Origin of the sequence: Ramlibacter sp. GCM10027632, from assembly GCF_042675325.1 — a bacterium.
Classification (GTDB): domain Bacteria; phylum Pseudomonadota; class Gammaproteobacteria; order Burkholderiales; family Burkholderiaceae_C; genus Ramlibacter.
Window position 1 is genome coordinate 43,148 of the sequence record NZ_JBHTGW010000011.1, and the last position, 26,159, is coordinate 69,306.

Below are 26,159 nucleotides of genomic sequence, written 5' to 3' on the forward strand. Positions count from 1 at the left end.
CGGGTCAGGCGTAGGCGGCCAGCGCCTTCTTCATCTTCTTCATCGCGGCGGCCTCGATCTGGCGGATCCGCTCGGCGGACACGCCGTACTCGGCGGCCAGCTCGTGCAGGGTCATGCCGCCGGAGCCGTCGTCATTCACCTTGAGCCAGCGCTCCTCGACGATCCGGCGGCTGCGCGGGTCCAGTTCCTCGAGCGCGGCGGCGATGCCGTCGCTGGCCAGCTGGTCACGCTGGCGCGACTCGATCACCGCGGTGGGCTCGTGGCTGGCGTCGGTCAGGTAGGCGATGGGGCCGAAGGCGTCCTCGCCGTCGTCGCCGGGCGCAGGGTCGAGCATCACGTCGCCGCCGGCCATGCGGGTTTCCATCTCCATGACCTCTTCACGCTTGACGTTCAGCTCGCGGGCCATGACGTCGATCTGCGCGTCGGTCAGCGTCTCGCGGTGGGTCGGGGCGTCGGCCTCGTCCTTGAAGCCCTGCTTCATGGAGCGCAGGTTGAAGAACAGCTTGCGCTGGGCCTTGGTGGTCGCCACCTTGACCATGCGCCAGTTCTTTAGGATGTACTCGTGGATCTCGGCCTTGATCCAGTGCAGGGCGTAGGAGACCAGGCGCACGCCCTGGTCCGGGTCGAAGCGCTTGACGGCCTTCATCAGGCCGATGTTGCCTTCCTGGATCAGGTCGCCATGGGGCAGGCCGTAGCCCAGGTACTTGCGCGAGACCGACACCACCAGCCGCAGGTGCGACAGCACCAGCTTCCCGGCGGCTTCCAGGTCGTTCTGGTCGCGCAGCTTGCGGGCGTAGTCCTGCTCCTCTTCCGGGGTGAGCATGGGCAGGCGGTTGACCGCGGAGATGTAGGCGTCGAGGTTGCCCAGCGACGGGACCATGGACCAGGCGTTGGCCGTGGCCAGGCCGGTGCGGGGCAGGGTGAGGGCGGTGGACATTCGGGAAGGTCCTTTCTCGTAAGCTTCTGGAATGTTAGCACTCGATTCGATAGAGTGCTAACAGCCGAGTTCCCTACGCCATGACGCCCGACACCTGCATCCTGAGCCTGACCACCACCGTCGCCAGCGAGGCCGACGCCGGCCGCCTCGCCCAGGGCCTGCTGGCCGCCCGCCTGGCCGCCTGCGTGCAGGTGGAGGCGGGGCTGGTCTCCCATTACCGCTGGCAGGGGACGGTCCAGGCCGACCCGGAGTGGCGGCTCACGGCCAAGACCCTGCCGGGGCTGCGGCTGGCGGTGGAGGCCTTCCTGGCCGACCACCACCCGTACGACCTGCCCCAGGTCCTGTGGCAGGCGATGGAGGCCGGCGCGGCCTATGCCGAATGGGTGCGCGGGGAGGTCAGCGCACCTGCAGGCGCGGTTCCGAACCCGCCGGCGTGACCTCGCCCACCACCGCGGCGGCGTCGAAGCCGTGGCGTCGGAAGGTGGCCAGCACGGCGTCCACCGCGCCCGGCTCGCACGAGACCAGCAGGCCGCCGCTGGTCTGCGGGTCGGACAGCAGGGCCTGGTGGGCGGGATCGAAGCCGGCCGGCAGGCCGACCTCGGTGCCATAGCCCGCCCAGTTGCGGCCCGACGCCCCGGTGACGAAGCCGGCGCGCGCCAGCGCCTCCACCCCGGGCAGCACCGGCACCTTCGCCCAGTCCAGCGTGATGCCGACGCCGGCGCCGCGCGCCAGCTCCAGCGCGTGGCCGGCCAGGCCGAAGCCGGTGACGTCGGTGAGCGCATGCACGCCGGGCAGGGCCGCCAGCTCGGGGCCGGGGGTGTTCAGGCGGGTGGTGGTCTCGATCATGCGGGCGTAGCCGGCGGCGTCGAGCTGCTCCTTCTTCAGGGCGGCGGACAGCACGCCCACGCCCAGGGGCTTGCCCAGGACCAGCCGGTCGCCGGCGCGGGCGTCGGCGTTGCGCTTGACCTGCTTGGGGTGCACCAGGCCCAGGGCCACCAGGCCGTAGATCGGCTCGACCGAGTCGATGGTGTGGCCGCCCGCGATCGGGATGCCGGCGGCGCGGCACACCGACTGGCCGCCCTCCAGGATGCGGCCGATGGTGGCGGTGGACAGCACGCTCACCGGCATGCCCACCAGGGCCAGCGCCATGATCGGGCGGCCGCCCATGGCGTAGACGTCGGAGATGGCGTTGGTCGCGGCGATGCGCCCGAAGTCGAACGGGTCGTCGACGATGGGCATGAAGAAGTCGGTGGTGGCGATCAGCGCCTGGTCGTCATTGAGCTGGTAGACGGCGGCGTCGTCTGCGGTCTCGATGCCCACCAGCAGTTCGGGGGGCAGCGGCATGCCGCCGGTGCCCTTGAGGATCTCGGAGAGCACGCCCGGGGCGATCTTGCAGCCGCAGCCGCCGCCATGCGAGAGGGAGGTCAGGCGCGGTTCGGTGGGCGGGGTCGTGGCGTTCATGGTGTGGCGGGATCCTGGAGGTCCTGGAGGAGTTGGAGCAGGGCGGCGCGCTCGGCCTCGGGCTCGAACAGCGGCGCGCGAAGTGCACATTGTCCGCGCAGGCGGGCCAGCAGGCCGGCCGGGTCCGCCTGGGTGTCGCGGCATTCGCGCAGCAGGGCGGCCAGGCGGGCCGCATCGTCATGCGGGAAGTAGCCGGCGTAGTCGGCGCCGAGCATGCCGACGTTGCCGCCCACCCGCGAGGCCAGCACCGGCGTGCCGCTGCGCACCGCCTCGAGCACCACATGGGCGCCGCCCTCCATGGCGCTGGTGATCACCAGCACATGGGCGCGGGCGATCGCCAGGCGGGCGCGCGCGTGCGAGAGCCCGCCGAGCCAGCGGTAGGTGGGCACGTCCACCTCGGTGCGGATGGCGGCTTCGGCCCACTCCGGATCGAGCGCCTCGCCGATGTGGTCGATGCGGATGTCGTTGCGGCCCTCGAGCTGGCGCGCTGCCTGCATCAGCGTCTGCGGGCTCTTGACCGAGCGCATGTGGCCCACCATCACCGCCCGCAGCAGGCGCGGCGATTTCGCCTTGGGCGCGCTGGCCGGGGCGGACTGGTAGATCACGCGGGCCTTGGCGCGCACCGGCGGCGGCAGGGCCTGCAGGCCCTGCTCCTGCAGCACCACCAGGCGCTGCGCGGACTCCAGCGACTGCTTGGCGCGGCGGTCGCTGAAGATGTCGTGGTACAGGTCCGTGCCGGTGAGGACGACGGCCAGGCCCTGCGGGCCGCGGGCCTTGTCCCAGGCGCGGATCGCCGCGGACGAGCGCCGCGCGTGCAGGGCCAGCAGGGCGACGTCGCGCTCGGCGTGTTCGTCGGGCCAGTGGGTGAGGATGCGCACGTTGTGCGTGCGCGCGAGCAGCTGGCGCCAGCGCTTGGCGGTGCGCCAGTTGCCGTTGTTGGCATCTTCGAGGGCGGGGCTGACGAGGGCGATGGAGGGGCGTGGCACCGGGCGTTTATACGCGCTCGCGCCAGGCGCTCCCGGCATGCGCCCGCGCGCCGCCCTCGCCGGACCGCGCCGGACCGCGCCGGACCGCGCCGGACCGCGCCGGACCGCGCGATGCCGTGTTCCCGGCATCGGTTCTAATAGCGGCTTCCGGGCGCCTTCACACACCCGGTATCCACGGAGAAACCCATGTCCACGATCCAACGGCGCGCCGTCCTGGCCGCCGCATGCCTGGCCGCAGCCGGCCTGTCCTCGCCGGCCTTCGCGCAGGCCCGCACCTTCCGCATCACCGCCATCCCCGACGAGTCGCCCACCGAGCTGGCCCGCAAGGCCGCGCCCCTGGTCAAGTACCTCGAGCAGCGACTGGGCATGAAGGTCGAATACACCCCCGTCACCGACTACGCCGCCGCGGTCGAGGCGCTGGCCAACCAGCAGGTCGACATGGCCTGGTACGGCGGCTTCACTTTCGTGCAGGCCCTGCACCGCTCGGGCGGCAAGGTCGTCCCGCTGGTGCAGCGCGAGGAGGACGAGAAGTTCCGCTCGGTCTTCATCACCACCGACGACAGGATCAAGGCGCTGGCCGACCTCAAGGGCAAGACCCTGAGCTTCGGCTCGCAGTCGTCCACCTCCGGCCACCTGATGCCGCGCAGCTTCCTGCTGGCCGGCGGCGTGGACCCGGAGAAGGACCTCAAGCGCGTCGCCTATTCCGGCGCGCACGACGCCACCGTGGCCGCCGTGGCCTCGGGCAAGGTCGACGCCGGCGCGCTGAACATCTCGGTCTGGGAGAAGCTGGTCGCCGACAAGAAGGTCGCCCCGGCCAAGGTGCGCGTGTTCCACACCACGCCGCCGTACTACGACTACAACTGGACGGTCCACGCCGACATGCCCGCCGCCCAGCGCGAGAAGCTGGCCCGGGCCTTCCTCGACCTGTCCCGTGCCACGCCCGAGGGCAGGGACATCCTCGAGCTGCAGCGCGCGACGAAGTTCGTGGCCACCAGGGCCGAGAACTACAAGGGCATCGAGGCCGCGGCCCGCAACGCCGGCCTGCTGAAGTAAGCCGCGCGTGCGCCTCGAGCTCGACGCCCTGTCGGTGCGCCACCCCGGCGCCGCGCGCGGCGCGGCGCCCGCGCTGCACCCGCTGGCGCTGCGCGTCGAGCCGGGCGAGCAGCTGGCCGTGATCGGCCCCTCGGGCGCGGGCAAGACCTCGTTGCTTCACGCCCTGGCCTGCGCGCTGCGGCCGGCCTCGGGCACGCTGCGCCTGGACGGGCGCGACCCCTGGTCGCTGCCCGCGGGCGACCTGCGCCGGCTGCGCGGCGCGCTGTTCCTCGCGCCCCAGGTGCCGCCGCTGCCGCCGCGCCAGCGCGTGGTGACCGCGGTGCTGGCCGGCCGCCTGCCCCGCATCGGGCTGTGGCACAGCCTGCGCAGCCTGTTCTACCCCACGGCCATTCCCGAAGCCGAGGCCGCGCTCGCGGCCTTCGACCTCGACGACAAGCTGTTCGCGCGGGTCGACCGCCTCTCCGGCGGCGAGCGCCAGCGCGTGGGCCTGGCCCGCGCCCTGGTGGCGCACCCGCGGCTGCTGCTGGTGGACGAGCCGCTGTCGGCGCTGGACCCGGCGCGCGCCGCGCAGGCCATGGCCACGCTCACCGGCGCGGCGCGCGAGCAGGGCGCCACCCTGGTGTGCACCCTGCACGACGTGCCGATGGCGCTGCGCAGCTTCCCGCGCATCCTGGGCCTGGCCGACGGCCGCCTGCAGTTCGACCTGCCCAGCGCCGAGGTCACGCCCGCGCGCCTGCGGGCGCTGTACGCCCACCACCTCGACGAGCTCGAGCACCCCGCGCCGCCGCACGAGCCGCCGCCCCCGGCCGGTCCCGCGCCGGTGGTGATGCAGTGCCGGTGAGGCCATGAGCGCCGGACCGTCCCGCGCCGGCTCGCGCCCCCCCGGGGCCGCGACCCGCCTGGCCCTCTCGCCCGCGCGCCGCGACCCCGCCTGGCGCGGGCGCCTGGCCCTGCTGCTCGCGGCCGGGGTGGTCTTGTGGCCGCTGCTGGTGCTGGCCGAGTTCAAGCCCTGGACCCTGCTGTCCGAGGACAGCCTGCGCCCCGCGCTGCGCTTCCTCGCCGACTTCTTCCCGCCGCGCGTGGACGGCGAGTTCCTCGCCCTGGTGGTGCGCGAGACCTGGCGCACCGTGGCCATCGCCACCGCCGGCCTGGTGCTGGGGCTGGCGCTGGCGATCCCGCTGTCGCTGCTGTCGGTGCGCACGCTGTCAGTCTCCGCGCTGGCCGGCCGCATGGCCGCCGGGCCGGCGCTGGCGCGCTGGTGCGTGCGCGCGGTGCTGGTCATCCTGCGCAGCGTTCCCGAACTGATCTGGGCCCTGGTGTTCGTGCGCGTGGTGGGCCTGGGGCCCACCGCCGGCGTGTTCGCCATCGCGCTGACCTACGGCGGCATGCTGGGCAAGGTCTATGGCGAGATCCTGGAGAGCGGCGAGGCGCAGGCGGCCACCGCCCTGCTTCGCAACGGCGCCGGCCGCCTGCAGGCTTTCTTTTACGGCCTGCTGCCGCAGAACGCCGCGGAGCTCACGAGCTACACGGTCTACCGGTGGGAGTGCGCGATCCGCTCCTCCGCGGTCCTCGGCTTCGTCGGCGCGGGCGGGCTGGGGCAGCAGATGGACAACTCGATGAAGATGTTCAACGGCTCCGAGGTGGCCACGCTGCTGGGGGTCTTCGTCGCCCTGGTGGCGCTGACCGACCGCCTCTCGTCCTTCCTGCGGCGGGTGCTGGGATGACGGACCCGGTCAGGCCCCCGCTGCCGCGCGCCGCCAACGAGACCTGGCGGCTGCCGCCGCCGCTGTTCGACGCGCGCTGCAAGGCCTGCTGGTTCATGCTGGGCCTCGTGGCGCTGGTCGTCGCCAGCTTCTGGTCGCTGGACCTGCAGTGGGCGAAGTTCCTCTCCGCCGACGCGATGCGGCGCATGGGCCGCTTCCTCGGCGAGCTGCTCACGCCCAGCCTCGAGCCGCGCTTCCTCGCCAGGCTGCTGCCGGCCACGCTGGAGACGCTGGCGATGTCCATCGTCGGCACGCTGCTCGCCGTCGCGGGCGGCCTGTTGCTGGCCCTGCCCGCCAGCCGCACCCATGCTGACGACCCGGCGCGCTGGCGCGGCGCCAGCCGCCTGCTGCTGAATGCGCTGCGCAGCGTGCCCGAGCTGATGTGGGCGGCGCTGCTGCTGGTGGCCGCCGGCCTCGGCCCGATGGCGGGCACGCTGGCCCTGGCGCTGCACACCGCCGGCGTGCTGGGGCGCCTGTTCGCCGAGGCCATCGAGAACGCGCCCGGGGGGCCGGCCTTCGCGCTGCGCGTGCGCGGCGTGCCCGAGGGCCGGGTGCTGCTGTACGCCACCCTGCCGCAGGTGCTGCCGCAGCTTCTGAGCTACACGCTGTATCGCTGGGAGAACAACATCCGCGCCGCCGCCGTCCTGGGCGTGGTCGGCGCGGGCGGCCTGGGCCAGATGCTGGCCTTCCACCTGGGCCTGTTCCAGATGGCCGAGACCGCCTCGGTGCTGGCGGCCATGCTGGTGCAGGTCCTGCTGGTCGACGCCCTCAGCTACCTGGCGCGCCAGGCGCTCTCGCGCTGAGGACCTCCCGGCCCGCAGCGTGCGTCGCTGCGTGTGCGTCGCTGCGCCCCAAGGGGCGCGCGCCAGCCCGGTGCGGGCCGGCGCCGCGCGGCGCTCAGTCCTGCCCGAGGAGGGCGGAGGCGAACTCGCGGGCGCTGAAGGTCTCGAGGTCCTCGAGCTTCTCGCCCACGCCGATGAAGTACACCGGCACCGGGCCGCCGGCGCGGCCCGCGCCCCACTGTGCGATGGCGGCGAGCACGCCGCCCTTGGCAGTGCCGTCGAGCTTGGTCACCACCAGGCCGGTGAGGCCCAGCGCGGCGTCGAAGGCCTTGACCTGGGCGAGCGCGTTCTGGCCGGTGTTGCCGTCGATGACCAGCAGCACCTCGTGGGGGGCGGTGGCATCCGCCTTCTGCACGACGCGCTTGATCTTCTTCAGTTCCTCCATGAGGTGCAGCTGCGTCGGCAGGCGCCCGGCGGTGTCGACCAGGACCACGTCCTTGCCGCGCGCCCGGCCCGCGCTCACCGCGTCGAAGCTCACCGCCGCCGGGTCGCCGCCGGCCTGGCTCACGATCTCCACCGTGTTGCGGTCGGCCCAGATCGCCAGCTGCTCGCGCGCCGCGGCGCGGAAGGTGTCGGCCGCCGCCAGCAGCACCGAGGCGCCCTCGTCGGCGAGGTGCTTGGTGAGCTTGCCGATGGAGGTGGTCTTGCCCGCGCCGTTGACGCCGGCGACCATGATCACGGTGGGCTGCTGCTCGCCGATCACCAGCGGTTTCTGCAGCGGCGTGAGCAGCTGCGCGAGCACGTCGGCCAGGATGTTCTTGACCTGCACCGGGCGCGTCGCGCCGGTCGAGGCGACCTTGCGCTTGACCTCGGCGAGCAGCCACTCGGTGGCCTGCACGCCGGTGTCCGCCAGCAGCAGGGCGGTCTCGAGCTCCTCGTACAGGGTGTCGTCGATCTGGCCGCCGGTGAAGACCTGGGTCAGGCTGGAGCCGGTCTTGCGCAGGCCGGCGCTCAGGCGGCTGAACCAGCCCTGGCGCGCCGCGGCTACCGGCGCCGCGGGCGCCGCGGGCGCCGCCGCCGGGGCGGGCAGGTCCATGGCGCGCACCAGCGCGCTGCCGATCAGGCTGCCGCCGGCAGGGACGACGGGGGCCGCCGGTGCATCAGTCGCGGCGGGCGCCGGGGCTGCCGCCGCCGGGGTGGCCTCCAGGCCAGGTGTCGGGCCGGGCCCGGGTGCGGGGGCGACCCCGGACGGCGCGGGCCCAGGCGCGGCGGCAGCTGCAGGTGCGGGCGCGGCCCCGGGGGCCGGCGCGGAAGGCACGGCCGCGGGCGCGGGCGTCGCGGATGCGACAGCCGAGGCTTCTGGCGCGGGTACCGGCGCCGGGGGTTTTTTCCGGAAGAAACTGAACATCGATAAGCTTGGAGAACTCTCAGGATTCTATGAAACCGCTCCTCAAGCGCCTGCTCCTCGCCTGTAGCCTCTCGCTGGGTTTCATCGGCCCGGCCCCTGCGTCCACCGCGCCGCCTGCCGAGGCTCCTGTCCCCATCTCCCGCTTCACGCTGTCCAACGGCATGACCCTGGTGGTCAAGCCCGACCGGCGCGCACCCACCGCGATCCACATGCTGTGGGTGCGCGTGGGCTCCATCGACGAGGTGGACGGCGCCAGCGGCATCGCCCACGTGCTGGAGCACATGCTGTTCAAGGGCACGCGCTCGCTCAAGCCCGGCGAGTACTCGCGCCGCATCGCCGCCCTGGGCGGCCGCGACAACGCCTTCACCACGCGTGACGTGACCGGCTACCACGAGCAGATCCCGGTGGCAAAGCTCGAGGAGGTGATGCGCCTGGAGGCCGACCGCTTCGCCAACAACCAGTGGCCCGACGACGAATTCCGCCGCGAGCTCGAGGTCGTCAAGGAGGAGCGCCGCTTGCGCGTGGAGGACCAACCCCGCAGCCGCTTCTTCGAGGTGATGAATGCCGCGGTGTGGACGGTGTCGCCTTACCGCCGTCCCATCATCGGCTGGATGACGGACCTCGAGGCGCTCACGCCCGAGGAGGTGCGCGCGTTCTACCACCGCTGGTACGTGCCGGCCAACGCCGCGGTGGTGGTGGTCGGTGACGTCGACCCGGCGCAGGTGCTGCGCATGGCTGAACGGCATTACGGCCGCATCCCCGCTGGCCCGGTGCCCGCGCGCAAGCCGCTGGCGGAGCCGCCGCAGGCCGGCCTGCGCCGCGTCGAGGTCCGGGTGCCGGCGGACCAGGCCTTCGTGGCCATGCAGTACAAGGTGCCGAAGCTGGCCTCGCTGGAAGCGGGCGCGGCGCATGACGACGCCATCGCCCTGACGGTGCTGGCCGGCATCCTCGACGGCTACCCCGGCGCGCGCCTGGACCGCGCCCTCACGCAGGGCCCGGATCGCGTCGCCGACAGCGTCGGCGCGAGCAACGGCCTGTGGGGCCGCGGCCCGCAGGTCTTCGCGCTCACCGGCGTGCCGGCCACCGGCAAGACCCCGGAGCAGGTCGAGGCGGCGCTGCGCGAGCAGGTCGCGCGCATCGCCCGCGACGGCGTGACCGAGGCCGAGCTGCAGCGGGTCAAGACCCGCTGGATCTCGGCCGAGGTCTACAAGCTCGACTCCATCTTCGGCCAGGCCCGCGAGCTGGGCATCTACTGGACGCTGGGCCTGCCCCTGGATGCCAACGAGCAGTTGATCCGCCGCCTGCGTGAGGTCACGGCGGCCCAGGTGCAGTCGGTGGCCGCGCGCTACTTCGGCGACGACCAGCTCACCGTGGGCTACCTGCGCCCGATGCCGCGCGAGGGCGCGGCCAGCCGCCCCCGCACGGCGCCGTCCGGCCTGCGCCATTGAACGCCCGAGGAAACCGCCCCGTGACCGCAATGACCCGCGCCCTGCGCCTCCTGCTCGCCGCCACGGCCCTGTGCGGACCCGCGCTCGCCTTCGCGATGCTGCCGATCCAGCACTGGACCCAGCCCGGCGGCGCGCGCATCTACCTCGTGGAGAGCCGCGTCCTGCCGATGGTCGACATCCAGCTCGATTTCGACGCCGGCACCCGCCGCGACCCCGCGGGCAAGCCCGCCCTGGCCAACTTCACCGCCAACCTGCTTGAGAAGGGGCTGGCCGCGCGCGACCCGCGCCGCGGCGCGGAGCAGCCGCCGTCGCCCTTCGACGCCGCGATGGACGAGAACCGCCTCGGCGAGGCCTGGGCCGACCTCGGCGCCAGCTTCGACGCCGAGGCCGGCGGCGACCGCATGAGTTTCTTCATCCGTTCGCTGACCGACCCCGACCTGCTCGCGCGGGCCGTGGCGCTGGCCGCGCGCCAGATCGGCGAGCCTTCGTTCCCGGCCGCGGTGTGGGAGCGTGACCGCGCACGCACCGTCGCCTCGCTGCGCGAGTCGCTCACGCGGCCGGCCACCGTGGCGGGCCGGGCCTTCATGCCCGCGGTGTTCGGCAGCCATCCCTATGGCGGCGAGACGACGGAGGAGTCCCTCGCCACGGTCTCGGTCGACGACATGCGCGCCTTCCACGCGCGCCACGTGCAGGCCTGCCAGGCTCGCATCACCATCGTCGGCGCGGTCTCGCGCGAGCAGGCCGACCGCCTGGCCGGCGCGCTGCTGGCGCGCCTGCCCGCGCCCTCGGAGGCCGGCGCCTGCCAGGCGCTGCCCGCCGTGCCCGAGGTCGCGCCCCTGGCCGCGCCGGTGCGGCGCGACATCCCCTTCGACTCGGCCCAGGCCCATGTCTTCATGGGCCAGCCGGGCTACAAGCGCAGCGACCCCGACGCCTTCCCCATGCTGGTGGGCAACTACATCCTCGGCGGCGGCGGCTTCGTCTCGCGCCTGTCGACCGAGGTGCGCGAGAAGCGCGGGCTGTCCTACAGCGTCTACAGCAGCTTCTCGCCGGGCCTGCACGCGGGCGCCTTCTTCGTCGGCCTGCAGACCCGGCCGGACCAGGCCCAGCAGGCGGTGCAGGTGGCGCGCGACGTGGTGGCCCGCTTCGTCGCCGACGGCCCCACGGCCGCCGAGCTGCAGGCGGCCAAGGACAACCTGGTCGGCGGCTTCGCCCTGCGCATCGACAGCAACCGCAAGCTGCTGGACAACGTCTCGGCGATGGCCTGGTACGACCTGCCGCTGGACTACCTGCAGACCTGGACCCGCCGTGTCGAGGCCGTCACCGTGGCCGACGTGCGCGCCGCCTTCCAGCGCAAGCTGCAGCCTGACCGCATGGTCACCGTGATCGTCGGCGGCGCGCCCGTCGTGCAATCCTCCACACGCTGAGCCTCCAGGGGGCCGGCCCGTTCCGCCGGTCGGGGCCGACAGCTTCTGTTGTTGTTCGATCCGCGCGGCCCGACACAATCCGGGCCTGTGCTGTCACGCACCGAAAGAGAGTAAGGGAGCAGAAGAGAGAAAGAGAGAAGAGGCAGACTCCACACGCGGCTTCGGCCGCGTTTTTTTTGGGCCCCCTGGTTTGCGCTTAAGCTCTCGGCCCATGCCTGCTCCCTCTCCTTCCCGCCGGGCGCCGCACGAGGTGCGCATCATCGGCGGCCAGTGGAAACGCACCAAGCTGCCCGTGGCCGACCGCCCCGGCCTGCGGCCCACGCCCGACCGCGTGCGCGAGACCCTGTTCAACTGGCTCGGCCAGGACCTCGGCGGCTGGGAGGTGGTCGATGCCTTCGCCGGCACCGGCGCGCTCGGCCTGGAGGCCGCCTCGCGCGGCGCGGCCAAGGTGCTGCTCGTGGAGCAGGAGGCGGCCCAGGTCGATGCCCTGCGGGCCCTGGTCCAGCGGCTCGAGGGCGCCGCCGGCGTCGTCACCGTGGAGCGGGGCAACGCCATCAGCGTGCTGCAGCGCCTGGGCGCCGGCCGCTGCGACCTGGTGCTGCTCGACCCCCCCTTCGATGCCGGCCTCTACGACAAGGCCCTGGCCGCCGCCGCTCCCGCCCTGCGCGCCGGCGGCTGGCTGTACCTGGAGTCGCCCTCGGCCTGGGACGACGCGGCCCTGGCGCCCTTCGGCCTGCGGGTCGAGCGCCACCTCAAGGCCGGCGCGGTCCACGCCCACCTGGTGCGGCGGGCCGACGAGGCACCGGCCCCCTGATTTCGCTTCACGCAGGAGACACCCCCATGGCCAAACCCGTGATCGCCGTCTACCCCGGCACGTTCGACCCCATGACCCTGGGCCATGAGGACGTGATCCGCCGCACGGCGCAACTGTTCGACAAGGTCATCGTCGCCGTCGCCGCGGGCCACCACAAGAAGACCCTGTTCACGCTCGAGGAGCGGCTGGCGATGGCGCGCGAGGCCGTCAGTCCCTGGCCGCAGGTCTCGGTGGAGAGCTTCAGCGGCCTGGTGCGCGACTTCGTCGTCGCCCACAACGGCAAGGCCATGGTGCGCGGCCTGCGCGCGGTCACCGACTTCGATTACGAATTCCAGCTCGCCGGCATGAACCGCCACCTCATGCCCGACGTGGAGACCGTCTTCCTCACGCCCGGCGACAAGTACCAGTTCATCTCCAGCACCCTGGTGCGCGAGATCGCCACGCTCGGCGGTGAGGTCGACAAGTTCGTTTCGCCCGCGATCCAGGCGCGGCTGATGGAGAAGGTGCGCGCCCTCAAGGGGTGACCGCGGGGCCTGCCGCCGGCCCTGCGGCTCATGTGCCTCACGCCGGCGGGGGCATGCCGGCGGGGGATAATCACGGGCTCATGAACCGGAGGAACTGCACATGGCCCTGATGATCACCGACGAGTGCATCAACTGCGACGTGTGCGAGCCCGAGTGCCCCAACGAGGCGATCTTCCTCGGGCCCGAGATCTACCAGATCGACCCGGCCAAGTGCACCGAGTGCGTGGGCCACTTCGACGAGCCGCAGTGCGTGCAGGTCTGCCCGGTGGAGTGCATCCCGGTCAATCCCGAGCATGTCGAGGACCGCGACACCCTCTGGCGCAAGTACCAGCGCCTGACCGCCGCCGCGGCGGCGGTCCCGGGCAAGGGATCTCCGTCAGCCTGAGGCGGCGCCCGGCGTGCCGGCCGGGGAGGGCGCGGGCGTTTCGGGCCGCGGCGGCTTCGGCCGCGGCGCCTTGTGCGTGTGCACCAGCAGCGTGGCCTTCTCCATCTCGCCCGCGATCAGCGCCGGCACGGCCTTGAGCGTGCGGTCGACGCAGGCCTCGATCGCCTCGCGCTGGTCCGGCGCGGGCTTCTTCAGCACCCAGTTCACCACCTCGGCCTTCACGCCCGGATGGCCGATGCCCAGGCGCAGGCGCCAGTAGTCCGGGGTGCCCAGCTGCGCGTGGATGTCCCGCAGGCCGTTGTGGCCGCCGTGGCCGCCGCCGAACTTCAGCTTGGCCTGGCCGGGCGGCACGTCGAGCTCGTCGTGCACCACCAGGATCTCCTGCGGCGTGATCTTGTAGAAGCGCGCCAGCGCCGCCACCGACTTGCCCGAGAGGTTCATGTAGGTCTGCGGCTCCAGCAGCCACAGGGTGTGGCCGTGCACGCTGGCGCGCGCCACCAGGCCGTGGTAGCTGCGCTCGGGCACGAGGTTCAGCTTGAGGTCGCGCGCCATGGCGTCGATCCACCAGAAGCCGGCGTTGTGGCGCGTGGCCTCGTACTCGGTGCCCGGGTTGCCCAGGCCGACGAACAGCTTGATCATGGTGCGGTATTAGAAACGAGATGCGGGCCGCGCCGGCGGCGGCCCCAAACGACAAGGGCCCGCGCGAGCGGGCCCTTGTGCATGCCGGGGGCGAAGGATTACTTCTTGCCCTTGGCCGGCTTGGCGTCGGCTGCGGGAGCGGCTTCGGCGGCCGGGGCTTCCTCGACGACGGTGGACACCAGCGAGATCAGCGCCGGGTTCTTCTTGCCGTGGGTGACGGCGGTCACGCCCTTGGGCAGCTGGATGTCGTCCAGGTGCAGGGACATGCCCTTCTTCAGGCCGGACAGGTCGACCTCGATGAACTCGGGCAGGTCGGCGGGCAGGCAGGCGATTTCCAGCTCGGAGATGACGTGGTTCACCACGCAGTGCTCGAACTTGACGGCCTGGGACTCCTCGGCCTTCACGTAGTGGACCGGCACCTTCATGTGCAGCTTGGTCTTGGCGTCGACCTTCTGGAAGTCCACGTGCAGCACCAGCTGCTTGAAGGGGTGGTACTGCACGTCACGCAGCAGGACCTTGGTGGTGGCGCCGCCCAGTTCCATCTCGAGGATGGAGGAGTGGAAGGCTTCCTTCTTCAGGGCGTGCCACAGGGCGTTGTGGTCGATCTCGACCAGTTGCGGCTGGCCCTCGCCACCGTAGACGATGCCGGGCGTCTTGCCGGCGATGCGCAGACGGCGGCTCGCACCCGTACCCTGCTTGGCGCGCTCGAAAGCGACGAATTTCATAGTTGACTCCATCTTGGGTCCACCGCGACCAGTGTGACCCGGGTTGCAAAAGGCCTCCCTCACGGGAGGCCGGGAAAGCCTCGAAGTAAGGGACTTACTCCGAGAACAGGCTCATGACCGACTCGCCTCGGGCAATGCGCGAGATCGTCTGCGCGATCAGCGGTGCCACGGAGAGCTGGCGGATCTTGCTGCACGCCTTGGCGGCGTCGGACAGCGGGATGGTGTTGGTCACGACGACTTCGTCCAGGGCCTCGCCCTTGGAGATGCGCTCGATGGCCGGGCCCGAGAAGATCGGGTGCGTGCAGTAGGCGTACACGCTCTTGGCGCCGCGCTCCTTGAGCACCTCGGCCGCCTTCACCAGGGTGCCGGCGGTGTCGATCATGTCGTCCATGATCACGCAGTTGCGGCCCTCGATGTCGCCGATCACGTGCATCACCTCGGAGACGTTGGCCTTGGGGCGGCGCTTGTCGATGATGGCCAGGTCGGTGCCCAGCTGCTTGGCCAGGGCGCGGGCGCGCACCACGCCGCCAACGTCCGGGCTGACCACGATCAGGTCGGGGTAGTTCTTCTGGCGCAGGTCCGACAGCAGCACGGGGGACGCGTAGATGTTGTCCACCGGGATGTCGAAGAAGCCCTGGATCTGGTCGGCGTGCAGATCCATCGTCAGCACGCGCGAGACGCCCACGGTCTGCAGCAGGTTGGCGACGACCTTGGCCGAGATCGGCACGCGCGACGAGCGCGGGCGGCGGTCCTGGCGGGCGTAGCCGAAGTAGGGGATCACGGCGCTGATGCGTTCGGCCGAGGCGCGCTTGAGCGCGTCGACCATGATCAGCAGCTCCATCAGGTTCTCGTTCGTGGGGGCGCAGGTGGACTGGACCACGAAGACGTCGCGGGCGCGGACGTTGGTGTTGACCTCGACGGTCACTTCACCGTCGGAGAAGCGGCCGACGGAGGCGGCGCCCAGGGTGATGCCGAGGTGGCTGGCGATCTCGGACGCCAGACCCGGGTTGGCATTGCCCGTGAAAACCATGAAATCGGGGGTGGGAGCAGCCTGCATGTCGGAGCCAGCGAATGGAGTTTTGAGTGCCTGTACGTTGAGCGTCGCGGCCGGCGGCCGCGCCATACTCAGAGTATTTGGCAGGGGAGGAAGGACTCGAACCCTCGCATGCCGGAATCAAAATCCGGTGCCTTAACCAACTTGGCGACTCCCCTACACAGGTTGATGGCTAGATAGCCACCCACCGATCAATCGTCGCTGGCTGCCCACCCCAGCAAGGGATGGACATCCAAATTCGCGCAGACCCGAACCTGCCACGCCGCCGGAGGATTGGAAGGCGTCTGGCCCTCCGGCAATCGTGCAAACACCGCGCTACCCGAACCGGTCATCCTGGCCTCGAGGCCTTGCGACCGCAGCCACTCCAGGGCTTGCGTGACGCCGGGGCACAGCCCCTGGGCAACCGGCTGCAGGTCGTTATGACCGAAGTCATAAGGGTCAGCAGCGAAGCCCGCAAGTATAGCAGGCTTTGTTGATCTGTTCAGCTGCGGATGCAAAAAGATTTTGGAGGTGTCCAATCCCTGGTCCGGCTTGACCACCAGGAAGCGGGCCGGCGGGAGCTCGATCGGGGTGATCTGCTCGCCGATGCCCTCGACCCAGGCGTTGCGCCCGCGCAGGAAGAACGGCACGTCCGCGCCCAGTTTCAGTCCGATGGCCTCGAGCTCGCGCCCGCGCAGCCCCAGGCCCCACAGCCGGTTCAGGGCGAGCAGGCAGGTGGCGGCGTCCGAGGAGCCGCCGCCCATGCCGGCCTGCGCGGGCAGGCGCTTGTCGATCGCGATGTGCGCGCCCTGGCTGCAGCCGGTGGCCTGCTGCAGCGCGCGCGCCGCGCGCAGGCACAGGTCGTCGTCGGGCAGGGCCGGGCCGAGGTCCTCGCGCGAAAGGGCGCCGCCCTCGCGGCGCTCGAAGTGCAGGGTGTCGTGCCAGTCCACCAGCATGAACACCGACTGCAGCAGGTGGTAGCCGTCGGCGCGCCGCCCGGTCACGTGCAGGAACAGGTTCAGCTTGGCCGGGGCCGGCACGTCGTACAGGGTCTTCATGGCTGTTGTTCTTCTTCGAGGACCAGGCGCAGGTCGGCCGCCGGGGGCGTGAGCCGCCGCGCGCGCAGCCGGCCCTGGGCGCGTTGCGACAGGTCGGCCTGCCAGCCCGAGGCGGCGGCGGGGCGGCCGGCGAGCCAGTCGAACAGGGCGGCCACCGGCAGCGGGGAGCCGGTGGCCTGGGCCACCAGGTCGTCGAGCGAGGCGGCCTGCCGGTCAGGCTGGCCCGGGGCCTGCAGGCGCGCCCCCGCGGCCGACCACTCGATCAGGGCCGCCGTGCCGCCCACGGGGGTGAACAGGGACAGCGCGCCCGCGGCGGGCGAGCCGCGCAGGTCGAAGCCGGCGGTGAAGGAGCGTGCCGCGTCGCCCTCGACCTGCAGGGCGAGGCGGCCGCTCCAGCGCGGGCCGCCGGCGGCCGCGCGCGGCGGCGCCGCGCAGCCGGCCAGCAGCGCGCCGGCCGGTCCGCCGAGGGCGGCGATCAGGAGGGCGCGGCGCGAGGTCACGGGCGCACGCGCAGGCGCTTGAGGGTTTCCTGCAGCGTCTCGTTCTCGCGATTGAGCAGCAGGCCCTCGCGCCAGATCGCCTGCGCGCGTTCGCGCAGGCCCAGGCTCCAGAGCACCTCGCCGAGGTGGGCCGCGATCTCGGCGTCGGGCCGTTCCCTGTAGGCCTGCTCGAGCAGGCGCTGGGCCTCGGCCTTGTTGCCCATACGGAATTCGACCCAGGCCAGGCTGTCGATGATGAAGGGGTCGCCGGGCGACAGGTCCAGCGCCTTGCGTATCAGCTCACGGGCTTCCTGAAGCCGGATGCCGCGCTCCGCGAAGGAGTAGCCCAGGGCGTTGAGGGCATGGTGGAAGTCGGGCTTGCGCGCGATGGCCTGCCGCAGCAGGCGCTCCATGTCGGCGAAGCGCCCCAGCTTCTCGGCGACCAGGGCCTGTTCGTACAGCAGGTCGACGTCGGCGGGGCCACGCGCGGCGGCCTCGCCGAGCAGGTCGTACGCGGCCTGGAACTGCCGGTGGTCGCGCAGCAGCTGGGCCTCCGCCATCAGCTTGGTGCGGGCGTCCTCGGGGCTGCGTTCGGGCAGCTCGCGCAGGAGGCGGCGGGCTTCGTCCATGCGCCCCTGGCGGGCCAGGATCGAGGCGCGCCGGTTCTGCGTGGCCACCAGGTCCTGCGGGCTCTGGATGCGGTCCAGCCAGGCGTTCGCCTGGGCCAGGTCGCCGCGCTTCTCGGCGATCTGCGCGAGATTCAGGTAGGCCTGGGCCAGCCCGCGATTGCGTTCCTCCCGGGTGCCGGCCTCGGCCTGCGCGCGGGACAGCTCCAGGTAGCGCTTGAGGGAGGCCTCGGCGGCCTCGTGCTGCTGCCCCTGGGCCTGCAGCACGCCCTGCATCAGCCAGGCCTCGGCGACCTCGGGGCGCTGGGTGGTCACGGTGCGCAGCTGCTCGCGGGCATCGGCCTGGCGCTGCAGGTCCAGCAGCGCGCGGGCATAGGCCATGCGCACTTCCGGCAACGGCGCGGCGCCGTCGAGGTAGCGGCGCACCAGGGTCTCGGCCTGGGCCTGGCGCGACTCCATCAGCTCCAGGGCCAGCAGCACCGGCCCTTCCGCGGTGGGCCCGGCGGCCTGTCCGCGGCGGGCCGCCTCGAGCGCGCCGGCGCCGTCGCCGGCGGCCAGGCGCATGCGGCCCACGGCCGTCCAGGCGGCGGTGGCGGTGTCGGGGCGCGCGAGGGCATCGGCCAGGGCCTGTTCGACCACGGCGGCGGCCTGGCGCTTGTCGCCGGCGCGGGCATACAGGCGCGGCAGCATGGAAATGGCCACGCTGCGCTCGATCACCGGCGCCAGCGCGACCTCGGTGCGCAGGGGCTCCAGCGTGTCGCCCACGCGATTGAGCGCCAGCAGGATCTGCAGGACGAAGCGGTTGGCATCGCGCGAGGCGGGGTGGGCCTGCTTCCAGGCGCGGGCGGCCTGCAGCGCGGACTCGCCCGCGCGGGCCTGCAGCGCGATCTCCACCGCGCGCTGGTACAGGGTGGGGTCCTGGGTCTTGCGGGCCGCGTCGAGCAGCAGCGAGAAGCCGGCGCCCGGGTCGTCGCCGCGCGCGTTCAGCTCGCCGACCAGCAGCTGGTAGAACAGTTCGGCGGTGAGGGCGGAGGGCTGCGGGGCGGGCTTCGGCGCGGAGGCGGATGAAGCGGCCGGGGGCGCCGCAGCGGGCGCGGGCGCCTGGGCCAGGGCGGCCTGGGCCCAGGCCAGCGCGAGTGCCAGCACACGGGGCGCGTGGCGGCCGGCGCGGGGGAACGACATCATGCGGGCCATCATAATGCGCGCGTTCATTCCCATGCCCGAGCTGCCCGAAGTCGAAGTCACCCGCCGCAGTTTCGCGGACCGCATCGCCGGCGCCCGCATCGTCTCGGCGCGCCTGGGCAAGCCCCTGCGCTGGCCCCTGGGCCTCGACCCCGCGGCGCTGGCGGGCCGCAGCGTGCTCGGCGTGCGCCGGCGCGGCAAGTACCTGCTGCTGGACCTCGACGAGGGCCTGCTGCTGCTGCATCTGGGCATGTCCGGCAGCCTGGGCTTCGCGCCCACCCAGCCCGCGCCCGGTCCCCACGACCACTTCGACCTGGTGACCACGCACGGGGTGCTGCGCCTCAACGACCCGCGCCGTTTCGGCGCGGTGGTCTATGCCCCCGGCGAGGCCTCGCCCGAGGCCACCAAGCTCCTGGGCCGGCTCGGCGTCGAGCCCCTGGGGGACGACTTCGACCCCCGCGTCTTCCACACCGGCCTGCGCCTGCGCAACGCGCCGGTCAAGCAGGTGCTGCTGGCGGGCGACCTGGTGGTGGGCGTGGGCAACATCTATGCGTCGGAGGCGCTGTTCCTGGCGGGCATCCGGCCGACCACGAAGGCCTCGCGCATCAGCCTCGAGCGTGCCACCCGGCTGCATGCCGCGGTGCGCGACGTGCTGGCGCGGGCGGTCGCCAAGGGCGGCAGCACGTTGCGCGACTTCTCCAATGCCTATGGCGAGTCCGGCTACTTCCAGCTGGAGGCCATGGTCTACGACCGGGCCGGCGAGCCCTGCCGCGTCTGCGGCGCGCCGGTGCGCCGGCTGGTGCAGGGGCAGCGGGCGACCTACTGGTGCCCGGGATGTCAGAAATAGTGCTTTGGGATTAAATCCATCGCCGCAAGCGTTGCGGTGGCGCCTCTTTCCGGCTTGAGCCGGGCTGCGGCCGACTTTATAGTGCCGCCCAAGTGACACCTTTGTTTTCCGACCACTTCGACCTGCACGCCGCCTGGCGCCGCGACATCACCCAGCGCCTGGAGCAGTTGGGTGGGTGGCTGCGCGACCACGAACTGCTCGACCCGGCGCTGGACGAGCGCCTGCGCCGGCTGCAGGCCCAGGTGCGCGAGGACAAGGTCATGGTGGCCTTCGTCGCCGAGTTCTCGCGCGGCAAGTCGGAGTTGATCAACGCGATCTTCTTCCCCGGCCACGGCCGCCGCATCATGCCCGCCAGCGCGGGGCGCACCACCATGTGCCCCACCGAGCTGGGCTGGGACGGCGAGCAGGCCCCCGGCCTGCGCCTGCTGCCGATCGAGACCCGGCTGGAGCCGACCTCGCTGGCCGAGTGGCGTCAGCATGCGGGCGCCTGGGAGACGGCCGACCTGGACATCCGCGACCCGGCCCGCCTCGCGCACGCCATGGAGCGCGTCGCCGAGGTGCGCCGCGCCAGCGTCGACGAGGCCCGGGCCCTGGGCCTGTGGCATGACGACTCTCCCGAGGACAACCCCCGCCTGCTCGAGGGCGGCGAGGTCGAGATCCCGCGCTGGCGCCATGCGCTGGTGAACCTGCCGCATCCCCTCCTCAAGCAGGGGCTGGTGATCCTGGACACGCCGGGCCTGAACGCTATTGGCGCCGAGCCCGAACTCACCGTGAGCCTGCTGCCGCAGGCGCAGGCGGTGGTCTTCATCCTCGCGGCCGACACCGGCGTCACCCGCTCCGACCTCGCCATCTGGCGCGAGCACCTGGGCGTGGCGCCCGAGCAATCGCATGCCCGCCTCGTGGTCCTGAACAAGATCGACACGCTCTGGGACCCGCTGCGCACGCCGCAGGAGGTGCAGGACCAGATCGACCGCCAGCGCCAGACCTGCGCCGAGGTGCTGGACCTGCCGCTGGACCAGGTGCTGCCGGTTTCCGCGCAGAAGGGCCTGGTCGCCAAGATCCAGAACGACACCGGCCTGCTCGTGGACAGCCACCTGCCCGAGCTGGAGCTGGCGCTGGCCCATGGCCTGCTCGGCAAGCGCCAGCAGATCCTGCGCGAGGCGGTGCATGCCGGCATCGGCGAGCTGCGGGCCGAGGCGGCGCGCGCGCTGTCGCAGCGCCGGCGCGAGCTCGCCGAGCAGCTGATGGAGCTGCGCGGGCTGCGGGGCAAGAACCTCGCGGTGATCCGCCACCTGCGCGCCCGCATCACCCAGGAACAGTCCGACTTCGACGACAGCGGCTCGCGCATCCAGGCGGTGCGCTCGGTGCACATGAAGCTGCTGCGCGAGCTGATGGACATGCTCGGCTCCGACGCCCTGCGCAGCGAGATGGCCGAACTCACGGCCACGCTGCGCCAGCCCGGGATCAAGCTGGGCGTGCGCAAGGCCTACGACCGCACCTTCGGCCACCTGCGCGCCGGCCTGGGCCGCGCGCAGTCGGCGGCGGCGGAGATCCAGTCGATGCTCGCCGTCTCGTTCCGGCAGCTGAACGCGGAGCACGGCTTCAGCCTGCAGCCGCCGCCGATGCCGGACTTCCGCCCCTTCCTCGAGAGCCTGGACGCGGTGGAACGCAGCCACCAGCAGTACCTGGGCCTGGGCCACATCCTCAAGCTGGCGCGGCCGGACTTCGTCGAGCGGCTGGTGCGCGCGCTCACCAGCCGGCTGCGCGAACTCTACGAGTCGGCGCTCGGCGAGGTGGAGTTGTGGAACAAGTCCGCCGCCTCGCAGCTCGACGCGCAGCTGCGCGAGCGGCGACGCAACTTCAGCCGGCGCATCGAGGGCGTGGAGCGGGTCCAGCAGGCCGCCGCCACGCTCGACGAGCGCATCGCGCAGCTCGAGGCGCAGGAGGCGGTGGCGCAGGCGCTGACACAGCGGCTCGAGGCCTTCGGCGAGGAGCTGGGCGACCTGTGCGCGCCGGTGCCCGGCGAGGCGCTCCAGAAGATCGCATGACCCCGCGGCCCGAGGATTTCGCCGGCCGCATCGTCCGCTGGCAGGCGGGCCATGGCCGCAGCGGCCTGCCCTGGCAGGCCACGCGCGACCCGTACCGCGTCTGGCTGTCGGAGATCATGCTGCAGCAGACGCAGGTGGCCACGGTGCTGGGCTACTACCAGCGATTCCTCGAGCGCTTCCCCGACGTCGCCGCGCTGGCCGCCGCGCCGCAGGACGAGGTGCTCGCCCTCTGGAGCGGCCTGGGCTACTACAGCCGTGCCCGCAACCTGCACCGCTGCGCGCAGCAGGTGGTCGACGCGCATGGCGGTGAATTCCCGCGCAGCGCGCAGGTGCTGCAGACGCTGCCCGGCATCGGCCGGTCGACGGCCGCGGCCATCGCCTCCTTCTGCTTCGGCGAGCGCGTCGCCATCCTCGACGGCAACGTCAAGCGCGTGCTCACGCGGGTGCTGGCCTTCGGCGAGGACCTGGCCTCGGCCGCGAGCGAGCGGCGGCTGTGGGACCTGGCGCAGGGCCTGGTGCCCGAGCGCGGCGAGGACATGCCGGCCTACACCCAGGGCCTGATGGACCTGGGCGCCACGGTCTGCCAGGCGCGCTCGCCCAGTTGCCTGCTGTGCCCGGTGCACGGGACCTGCGCCGCGCAGCGCGCGGGCGAGCCCGAGCGCTACCCGGTGCGCAAGCGCAAGCTCAAACGCACGGCGCAGTCGCTGTGGCTGCTGCAGGCGCGGCGCGGCGACGGCGCGGTGTGGCTGGAGAAGCGGCCGCAGACCGGCGTGTGGGCCGGGCTGTACTGCCTGCCCGTGTTCGACTCGGCGCAGGCCCTGGAAAGCGTCCTGCCGCAGGTTCCCCTGGAGCGGCTCGAGCCGCTGGAGCCCTTCGTCCACGTCCTCACGCACAAGGACCTGCACCTGCACCCGGTGGTGGCGCAGCTCGACGCCGACGCGCCGGCGGTCGAGGGCGGCTGGTTCGGGGCGGGGGAGTGGCCGGGGCTGGGGCTGCCGGCGCCGATCCGAAAGCTGCTGGAACAGGCGTAGCGGCCGGCGGCGACAGCGCGCGCCGCGCCGGCCGGCGCGCCCTCAGCGCGCTTCGAGCTCGCGGTGCCGGCGCACCGTGGTCCAGCGGCGTGCGAAGGAGGCCGCCAGGCGCTCCACCAGGTACACCGAGCGGTGCTGTCCGCCGGTGCAGCCGATCGCCACGGTGACGTAGCTGCGGTGGTCGCGTGCCAGCGGCGGCAGCCAGGTGTCCAGGAAGCCCTCGATGTGGGCGAGCATGTGCGCCACTTCCTCCTGCGCCACGAGGAAATCGGCCACCGGCTGGTCGCGGCCGGTGAGGTCCCGCAGTTCGGGCTCGTAGTGGGGGTTGGGCAGCATGCGCACGTCGAAGACGTAGTCGGCGTCCACCGGGATGCCGCGCTTGAACGCGAACGATTCGAAGACCAGTGTGAGCTGGCTGCTCGGCGCCGACAGCAGCGACTTGACCTGGGCCTGCAGCTGCGCGGGCCGGATCACGCTGGTGTCGATCACATGGGCCTGCTCGCGCAGGTCGGCGAGCAGCTCGCGCTCCAGCTCGATGGCTTCCACGAGGGCGCGCTGCAGGTCGGCCTGCTCGTCGCTCAGCGCCGACAGCGGATGGCGGCGGCGCGTTTCGGAGAAGCGCCGCACCAGGGTGTCGGTGGTGGAGTCCAGGAACAGCGAGCGCACGTGCACGCCGCGCTGGCGCAGCTCGCGCAGGTCGGCCGGCACCAGGGGCAGGGACTGCGCGCTGCGCACGTCCATCGCGATGGCCACGCGCCGCGCCTGGATCCGCTGCTCCAGGTCGACGAAGGACAGCAGCAGCTCCGGCGGCAGATTGTCGACGCAGTAGTAGCCCGCATCCTCCAGGGCGCGCAGGGCCACCGACTTGCCGGAGCCGGACATGCCGGTGATGAGGACCAGGTCCAGCTTCATGGCGATCGCTCGTCGTTCAGCGGGACGCGGAGGCGCCCAGCATCTCCTTGGCATGGGCGAGGGTGGTGCCGGACAGGCGCTCGCCGCCCAGCATGCGGGCCACCTCGGCGACGCGCTGCTCGCCGGTGACGGGTGCGACGCTGCTGGCGGTGCCTGCGGCGTCGGCGCGCTTGGCCACGACCAGGTGGTGGTCGGCGCAGGCGGCGACCTGGGGCAGGTGCGTCACGGCCAGCACCTGGCGGTCCCGACCGAGCTGCTTCATCAGGCGGCCCACGGTCTCGGCGACCGCGCCGCCGACGCCGGAGTCGACCTCGTCGAAGATCAGGGTCTGCGCATCCCCCAGCTGGCTGGTGGTGACGGCGATGGCCAGCGCGATGCGCGAGAGCTCGCCGCCCGAGGCCACCTTGCCCACCGGGCGCGGCGTGCTGCCGGCATGGCCGGCGACCAGGAAGGCCACGTCCTCCAGCCCGTGCTGGGCGGGCTGCGCGAGCTTCTCCAGGGCCACCTCGAAGCGGCCGCCCTGCATGCCCAGGCCCTGCATGGCCTGGGTGATGGCCAGGGCCAGCTGCGGCGCCGCCTTGGCGCGGGCCTTGGAGATCGCCTTGGCCTCGGCCTGCCAGGCCTGCTGCGCGCGGGCCTCGGCGGCTTCCAGAGACTGCAGGTCGGCGGCGGCATCGAGCCGGGCGAGCTCCTCCTTCCACGCAGCGAGCGCGGCGGGCAGTTCCTCGGGCGTGCGCTTGTAGCGGCGCGCCAGCGACATCCACAGCGACAGGCGCTCGTCGAGTTCGGCGAGGCGATCGGGGTCGAGCTCGGTCTTGCGCAGGTAGGCGTGCAGCGAGTGGGCGGCGTCCTCCACCTGGGCGAGGCCGGAGGCGATGACCTCGGCGATGCCCTGGAACTCGGGCTCCAGGTGCTCCTGGTGGGCCAGCGCGGACTGGGCGCGGGCGAGCGGGCCGGTGGCGCCGCCGTCGTCCCCCTCGAGCGCGTCGAGCGCGGACTGCGCGGCGTCCAGCAGGGCCTGGGCGTGGGCCAGGCGGGTGTGCGAGGCGTTGAGTTCGTCCCACTCGTGGGCGCCGGGAGCGAGCTTGTCCACCTCGGCGATCTGCCAGGACAGGCGCTCGCGCTCACGCTGCAGCGACTCCTGCGCGGCGCGGGCCTCGGCCAGCGTCTTCTGCGCGGCGCGCCAGGCCTGCCACAGGGCGGCCATGCGGCCGGTGTCGAGGCCGGCATAGCCATCGAGCAGGCCGCGCACGGCCTCGGGCCGGGTCAGGCTTTGCCAGGCATGCTGGCCATGGATGTCGACCAGGCGCTCGCCGGCCTCGCGCAGCTGCGTGGCGGTGGCGGGGCTGCCGTTGATCCAGGCGCGGCTCTTGCCCTGGGCGTCGATGCTGCGGCGAAGCAGCAGGGCCTCGCCGTTCTCGAAGCCGGCTTCTTCCAGCCAGGCGGCGAGGGCCGCGGGCGAGTCGAACTCGGCGCTGATGTCGGCGCGGGCTGCGCCCTCGCGCACCACGCCGGCGTCGGCGCGGGCGCCCAGCGCCAGCTGGAGGGCGTCGACCAGGATGGACTTGCCGGCGCCGGTCTCGCCCGTGAGCACCGAGAAGCCCGACGACAGGTCGAGCTCCAGCTCCCGGACGATGACGAAGTCGCGCAGCGCGATGCGTCTCAGGCTCATGAACCGCCTTCGTTCCAGTGCAGTTTCCGGCGCAGCGTGTCGAAGTAGCTCCAGCCGCGCGGGTGCAGGAAGCGGGCCTGGTACTGCGAGCGGCGCACGGTGATGCGGTCGCCGTGCATCAGGGTGGCGAGTGACTGCATGTCGAAATTGGCGCTGGCGTCGCGGCCGGCGACCACCTCGATGGCGATCTCGCCGGCGTCGGCCAGCACGATCGGCCGGTTCGACAGCGTGTGCGGGGCGATCGGCACCAGCACCCAGCCTGGGTTGGCCGGGTGCAGCAGCGGCCCGCCGGCGGACAGCGCGTAGGCGGTGGAGCCGGTGGGCGAGGCCACGATCAGGCCGTCGGCGCGCTGGTTGGCCACGAAATGGCCATCCACCTCCACGCGCAGTTCCACCATGCCGGAGGTGCCGCCGCGATTGACCACCACGTCGTTCAGCGCGCGCGCGTCGAACACGCAGCTGCCCTCCCGGATCACGCGCGCGTGCATCAGGCTGCGGCGGTCCTCCTCGTACTCGCCGCGCAGCATCGGCGCGAGCACCTTGCGGTAGCCGTCGAGGGCGATGTCGGTGATGAAGCCCAGACGGCCCTGGTTGATGCCGATCAGGGGCAGGTTGTACTCGGCGAGCTGCCGGCCGATGCCCAGCATCGTGCCGTCGCCGCCCACCACCAGGGCCAGGTCGCACTGGCGGCCGATGGCGTCCACGTCGAGCGACGGGTAGCTGGTGATGCCGGCGTGCAACGCGGTGTCCCGCTCGATCGCCACCTCGCAGCCCTGGGCCGCCAGGTAGTGGGCGATATCCTCCAGGGCGGCGCGGATGGGGCCGGCCCCGCTGCCGGTGACCGCAGCAGGGTATTTACCGATCAGTCCGACATGGCGGAATTGGGAACTCATTCACAAATTACATCATTAAAATCTGTGCC

At 72.5% G+C, this 26,159-nt stretch carries 26 protein-coding genes and 1 tRNA gene; 13 read left to right on the forward strand and 14 right to left on the reverse strand.

Annotation, left to right across the window (positions count from 1 at the left end):
- Positions 1-4: 4 nt before the first annotated feature.
- A complete protein-coding gene (gene rpoH, locus ACFQZY_RS16065; protein WP_377417653.1) occupies positions 5-937 on the reverse strand; it encodes an RNA polymerase sigma factor RpoH in 933 nt (310 codons plus the stop codon).
- 80 nt (positions 938-1,017) lie between these two features.
- On the opposite strand from rpoH, the gene cutA reads away from it, so the two are divergent.
- Entirely contained in the window at positions 1,018-1,374 is a 357-nt protein-coding gene (gene cutA / locus ACFQZY_RS16070) for a divalent-cation tolerance protein CutA (RefSeq protein ID WP_377417655.1), read from the forward strand.
- Here the strand turns inward: cutA and selD are convergent.
- A complete protein-coding gene (gene selD / locus ACFQZY_RS16075) occupies positions 1,334-2,398 on the reverse strand; it encodes a selenide, water dikinase SelD (protein WP_377417657.1) in 1,065 nt (354 codons plus the stop codon). The genes cutA and selD overlap by 41 nt on opposite strands.
- Complete coding sequence (senB, locus tag ACFQZY_RS16080) at positions 2,395-3,384, reverse strand: selenoneine biosynthesis selenosugar synthase SenB (RefSeq protein WP_377417659.1); 990 nt, start codon at positions 3,382-3,384, stop codon at positions 2,395-2,397. The genes selD and senB overlap by 4 nt, the downstream gene beginning before the upstream one ends.
- 186 nt (positions 3,385-3,570) lie before the next feature.
- On the opposite strand from senB, the gene ACFQZY_RS16085 reads away from it, so the two are divergent.
- Genes ACFQZY_RS16085 through phnE form a run of 4 tightly spaced genes read left to right on the forward strand, consistent with a single transcriptional unit; the run spans position 3,571 to position 7,003 of the window.
- Positions 3,571-4,437 carry a putative selenate ABC transporter substrate-binding protein gene (locus ACFQZY_RS16085; protein WP_377417661.1) on the forward strand — a complete coding sequence of 289 codons (867 nt, stop codon included), beginning with the start codon at positions 3,571-3,573 and terminating at the stop codon, positions 4,435-4,437.
- Positions 4,438-4,444: 7 nt separating this feature from the next.
- On the forward strand, positions 4,445-5,278 hold the full coding sequence (locus tag ACFQZY_RS16090; RefSeq protein ID WP_377417663.1) for a phosphonate ABC transporter ATP-binding protein: 834 nt from the start codon (positions 4,445-4,447) through the stop codon (positions 5,276-5,278).
- 4 nt (positions 5,279-5,282) lie between these two features.
- On the forward strand, positions 5,283-6,161 hold the full coding sequence (locus ACFQZY_RS16095) for a PhnE/PtxC family ABC transporter permease (RefSeq protein WP_377417665.1): 879 nt from the start codon (positions 5,283-5,285) through the stop codon (positions 6,159-6,161).
- Positions 6,158-7,003 (forward strand): phosphonate ABC transporter, permease protein PhnE, encoded by an 846-nt coding sequence (gene phnE / locus ACFQZY_RS16100; RefSeq protein WP_377417667.1) that lies wholly within the window; start codon positions 6,158-6,160, stop codon positions 7,001-7,003. Before ACFQZY_RS16095 ends, phnE begins: the two co-directional genes overlap by 4 nt.
- A gap of 94 nt (positions 7,004-7,097) precedes the next feature.
- Here the strand turns inward: phnE and ftsY are convergent, their stop codons facing one another.
- Positions 7,098-8,390, reverse strand: a complete 1,293-nt coding sequence (gene ftsY / locus ACFQZY_RS16105) for a signal recognition particle-docking protein FtsY (protein ID WP_377417669.1) — start codon at positions 8,388-8,390, stop codon at positions 7,098-7,100.
- A gap of 29 nt (positions 8,391-8,419) precedes the next feature.
- On the opposite strand from ftsY, the gene ACFQZY_RS16110 reads away from it, so the two are divergent.
- The 5 genes from ACFQZY_RS16110 (at position 8,420) to ACFQZY_RS16130 (ending at position 12,985) form a co-directional block, all read left to right on the forward strand.
- Positions 8,420-9,838, forward strand: coding sequence for a M16 family metallopeptidase (locus ACFQZY_RS16110; protein ID WP_377417671.1), 1,419 nt, complete (start codon positions 8,420-8,422; stop codon positions 9,836-9,838).
- Positions 9,839-9,867: 29 nt separating this feature from the next.
- Entirely contained in the window at positions 9,868-11,262 is a 1,395-nt protein-coding gene (locus ACFQZY_RS16115; RefSeq protein WP_377417858.1) for a M16 family metallopeptidase, read from the forward strand.
- 211 nt (positions 11,263-11,473) lie between these two features.
- Complete coding sequence (rsmD, locus tag ACFQZY_RS16120) at positions 11,474-12,076, forward strand: 16S rRNA (guanine(966)-N(2))-methyltransferase RsmD (RefSeq protein ID WP_377417673.1); 603 nt, start codon at positions 11,474-11,476, stop codon at positions 12,074-12,076.
- Between the two features lie 26 nt (positions 12,077-12,102).
- Complete coding sequence (coaD, locus tag ACFQZY_RS16125; protein ID WP_377417675.1) at positions 12,103-12,600, forward strand: pantetheine-phosphate adenylyltransferase; 498 nt, start codon at positions 12,103-12,105, stop codon at positions 12,598-12,600.
- Between the two features lie 100 nt (positions 12,601-12,700).
- Positions 12,701-12,985, forward strand: a complete 285-nt coding sequence (locus ACFQZY_RS16130; protein ID WP_377417677.1) for a YfhL family 4Fe-4S dicluster ferredoxin — start codon at positions 12,701-12,703, stop codon at positions 12,983-12,985.
- Here the strand turns inward: ACFQZY_RS16130 and pth are convergent.
- From pth to ACFQZY_RS16165, 7 genes are all read right to left on the reverse strand, one after another.
- Positions 12,977-13,624 carry an aminoacyl-tRNA hydrolase gene (gene pth, locus ACFQZY_RS16135; RefSeq protein WP_377417679.1) on the reverse strand — a complete coding sequence of 216 codons (648 nt, stop codon included), beginning with the start codon at positions 13,622-13,624 and terminating at the stop codon, positions 12,977-12,979. The two genes, ACFQZY_RS16130 and pth, sit on opposite strands and share 9 nt — an antisense overlap.
- Before the next feature lie 98 nt (positions 13,625-13,722).
- Positions 13,723-14,349, reverse strand: coding sequence for a 50S ribosomal protein L25/general stress protein Ctc (locus ACFQZY_RS16140; RefSeq protein ID WP_377417681.1), 627 nt, complete (start codon positions 14,347-14,349; stop codon positions 13,723-13,725).
- Between the two features lie 94 nt (positions 14,350-14,443).
- On the reverse strand, positions 14,444-15,406 hold the full coding sequence (locus ACFQZY_RS16145; protein ID WP_377417683.1) for a ribose-phosphate pyrophosphokinase: 963 nt from the start codon (positions 15,404-15,406) through the stop codon (positions 14,444-14,446).
- A 78-nt stretch (positions 15,407-15,484) separates the two neighbouring features.
- Positions 15,485-15,561: transfer RNA gene (locus ACFQZY_RS16150), tRNA-Gln, on the reverse strand.
- A 33-nt stretch (positions 15,562-15,594) separates the two neighbouring features.
- Positions 15,595-16,440, reverse strand: coding sequence for a 4-(cytidine 5'-diphospho)-2-C-methyl-D-erythritol kinase (gene ispE, locus ACFQZY_RS16155; RefSeq protein WP_377417685.1), 846 nt, complete (start codon positions 16,438-16,440; stop codon positions 15,595-15,597).
- Positions 16,437-16,940 (reverse strand): lipoprotein insertase outer membrane protein LolB, encoded by a 504-nt coding sequence (locus tag ACFQZY_RS16160; protein WP_377417687.1) that lies wholly within the window; start codon positions 16,938-16,940, stop codon positions 16,437-16,439. The genes ispE and ACFQZY_RS16160 overlap by 4 nt, the downstream gene beginning before the upstream one ends.
- The gene (locus ACFQZY_RS16165; RefSeq protein WP_377417689.1) at positions 16,937-18,730 is read right to left on the reverse strand and encodes a tetratricopeptide repeat protein; all 1,794 of its coding nucleotides are present in this window, start codon (positions 18,728-18,730) and stop codon (positions 16,937-16,939) included. Before ACFQZY_RS16165 ends, ACFQZY_RS16160 begins: the two co-directional genes overlap by 4 nt.
- A gap of 31 nt (positions 18,731-18,761) precedes the next feature.
- On the opposite strand from ACFQZY_RS16165, the gene mutM reads away from it, so the two are divergent.
- The 3 genes from mutM (at position 18,762) to mutY (ending at position 22,653) form a co-directional block, all read left to right on the forward strand.
- Positions 18,762-19,574: a bifunctional DNA-formamidopyrimidine glycosylase/DNA-(apurinic or apyrimidinic site) lyase gene (gene mutM / locus ACFQZY_RS16170; protein WP_377417860.1), complete on the forward strand. Its 813-nt coding sequence runs from the start codon at positions 18,762-18,764 to the stop codon at positions 19,572-19,574.
- Between the two features lie 92 nt (positions 19,575-19,666).
- Positions 19,667-21,622: a dynamin family protein gene (locus tag ACFQZY_RS16175; RefSeq protein ID WP_377417691.1), complete on the forward strand. Its 1,956-nt coding sequence runs from the start codon at positions 19,667-19,669 to the stop codon at positions 21,620-21,622.
- Positions 21,619-22,653 carry an A/G-specific adenine glycosylase gene (gene mutY / locus ACFQZY_RS16180; RefSeq protein WP_377417693.1) on the forward strand — a complete coding sequence of 345 codons (1,035 nt, stop codon included), beginning with the start codon at positions 21,619-21,621 and terminating at the stop codon, positions 22,651-22,653. The genes ACFQZY_RS16175 and mutY overlap by 4 nt, the downstream gene beginning before the upstream one ends.
- Before the next feature lie 42 nt (positions 22,654-22,695).
- On the opposite strand, the gene rapZ is transcribed toward mutY, so the two are convergent.
- Genes rapZ through ACFQZY_RS16195 form a run of 3 tightly spaced genes read right to left on the reverse strand, consistent with a single transcriptional unit; the run spans position 22,696 to position 26,130 of the window.
- Positions 22,696-23,565, reverse strand: a complete 870-nt coding sequence (rapZ, locus tag ACFQZY_RS16185) for an RNase adapter RapZ (RefSeq protein WP_377417695.1) — start codon at positions 23,563-23,565, stop codon at positions 22,696-22,698.
- 16 nt (positions 23,566-23,581) lie between these two features.
- Entirely contained in the window at positions 23,582-25,237 is a 1,656-nt protein-coding gene (recN, locus tag ACFQZY_RS16190; RefSeq protein WP_377417697.1) for a DNA repair protein RecN, read from the reverse strand.
- Positions 25,234-26,130: an NAD kinase gene (locus ACFQZY_RS16195; RefSeq protein WP_377417699.1), complete on the reverse strand. Its 897-nt coding sequence runs from the start codon at positions 26,128-26,130 to the stop codon at positions 25,234-25,236. The genes recN and ACFQZY_RS16195 overlap by 4 nt, the downstream gene beginning before the upstream one ends.
- Between the last annotated feature and the right edge of the window lie 29 nt (positions 26,131-26,159).

Bases quoted from the DNA above. Each gene is read 5' to 3' on its own strand.
- ACFQZY_RS16195 (WP_377417699.1), bottom strand. From the start codon at position 26,130: ATGAGTTCCCAATTCCGCCATGTCGGACTGATCGGTAAATACCCTGCT.
- pth (WP_377417679.1), bottom strand. From the start codon at position 13,624: ATGATCAAGCTGTTCGTCGGCCTGGGCAACCCGGGCACCGAGTACGAG.
- ACFQZY_RS16130 (WP_377417677.1), top strand. From the start codon at position 12,701: ATGGCCCTGATGATCACCGACGAGTGCATCAACTGCGACGTGTGCGAG.
- ACFQZY_RS16115 (WP_377417858.1), top strand. From the start codon at position 9,868: ATGACCCGCGCCCTGCGCCTCCTGCTCGCCGCCACGGCCCTGTGCGGA.
- ACFQZY_RS16165 (WP_377417689.1), bottom strand. From the start codon at position 18,730: ATGATGTCGTTCCCCCGCGCCGGCCGCCACGCGCCCCGTGTGCTGGCA.
- mutY (WP_377417693.1), top strand. From the start codon at position 21,619: ATGACCCCGCGGCCCGAGGATTTCGCCGGCCGCATCGTCCGCTGGCAG.
- rpoH (WP_377417653.1), bottom strand. From the start codon at position 937: ATGTCCACCGCCCTCACCCTGCCCCGCACCGGCCTGGCCACGGCCAAC.
- ispE (WP_377417685.1), bottom strand. From the start codon at position 16,440: ATGAAGACCCTGTACGACGTGCCGGCCCCGGCCAAGCTGAACCTGTTC.
- ACFQZY_RS16095 (WP_377417665.1), top strand. From the start codon at position 5,283: ATGAGCGCCGGACCGTCCCGCGCCGGCTCGCGCCCCCCCGGGGCCGCG.
- mutM (WP_377417860.1), top strand. From the start codon at position 18,762: ATGCCCGAGCTGCCCGAAGTCGAAGTCACCCGCCGCAGTTTCGCGGAC.
- cutA (WP_377417655.1), top strand. From the start codon at position 1,018: ATGACGCCCGACACCTGCATCCTGAGCCTGACCACCACCGTCGCCAGC.
- coaD (WP_377417675.1), top strand. From the start codon at position 12,103: ATGGCCAAACCCGTGATCGCCGTCTACCCCGGCACGTTCGACCCCATG.
- ACFQZY_RS16145 (WP_377417683.1), bottom strand. From the start codon at position 15,406: ATGCAGGCTGCTCCCACCCCCGATTTCATGGTTTTCACGGGCAATGCC.
- recN (WP_377417697.1), bottom strand. From the start codon at position 25,237: ATGAGCCTGAGACGCATCGCGCTGCGCGACTTCGTCATCGTCCGGGAG.
- ACFQZY_RS16140 (WP_377417681.1), bottom strand. From the start codon at position 14,349: ATGAAATTCGTCGCTTTCGAGCGCGCCAAGCAGGGTACGGGTGCGAGC.
- rapZ (WP_377417695.1), bottom strand. From the start codon at position 23,565: ATGAAGCTGGACCTGGTCCTCATCACCGGCATGTCCGGCTCCGGCAAG.
- ftsY (WP_377417669.1), bottom strand. From the start codon at position 8,390: ATGTTCAGTTTCTTCCGGAAAAAACCCCCGGCGCCGGTACCCGCGCCA.
- selD (WP_377417657.1), bottom strand. From the start codon at position 2,398: ATGAACGCCACGACCCCGCCCACCGAACCGCGCCTGACCTCCCTCTCG.
- ACFQZY_RS16110 (WP_377417671.1), top strand. From the start codon at position 8,420: ATGAAACCGCTCCTCAAGCGCCTGCTCCTCGCCTGTAGCCTCTCGCTG.
- ACFQZY_RS16085 (WP_377417661.1), top strand. From the start codon at position 3,571: ATGTCCACGATCCAACGGCGCGCCGTCCTGGCCGCCGCATGCCTGGCC.
- rsmD (WP_377417673.1), top strand. From the start codon at position 11,474: ATGCCTGCTCCCTCTCCTTCCCGCCGGGCGCCGCACGAGGTGCGCATC.
- phnE (WP_377417667.1), top strand. From the start codon at position 6,158: ATGACGGACCCGGTCAGGCCCCCGCTGCCGCGCGCCGCCAACGAGACC.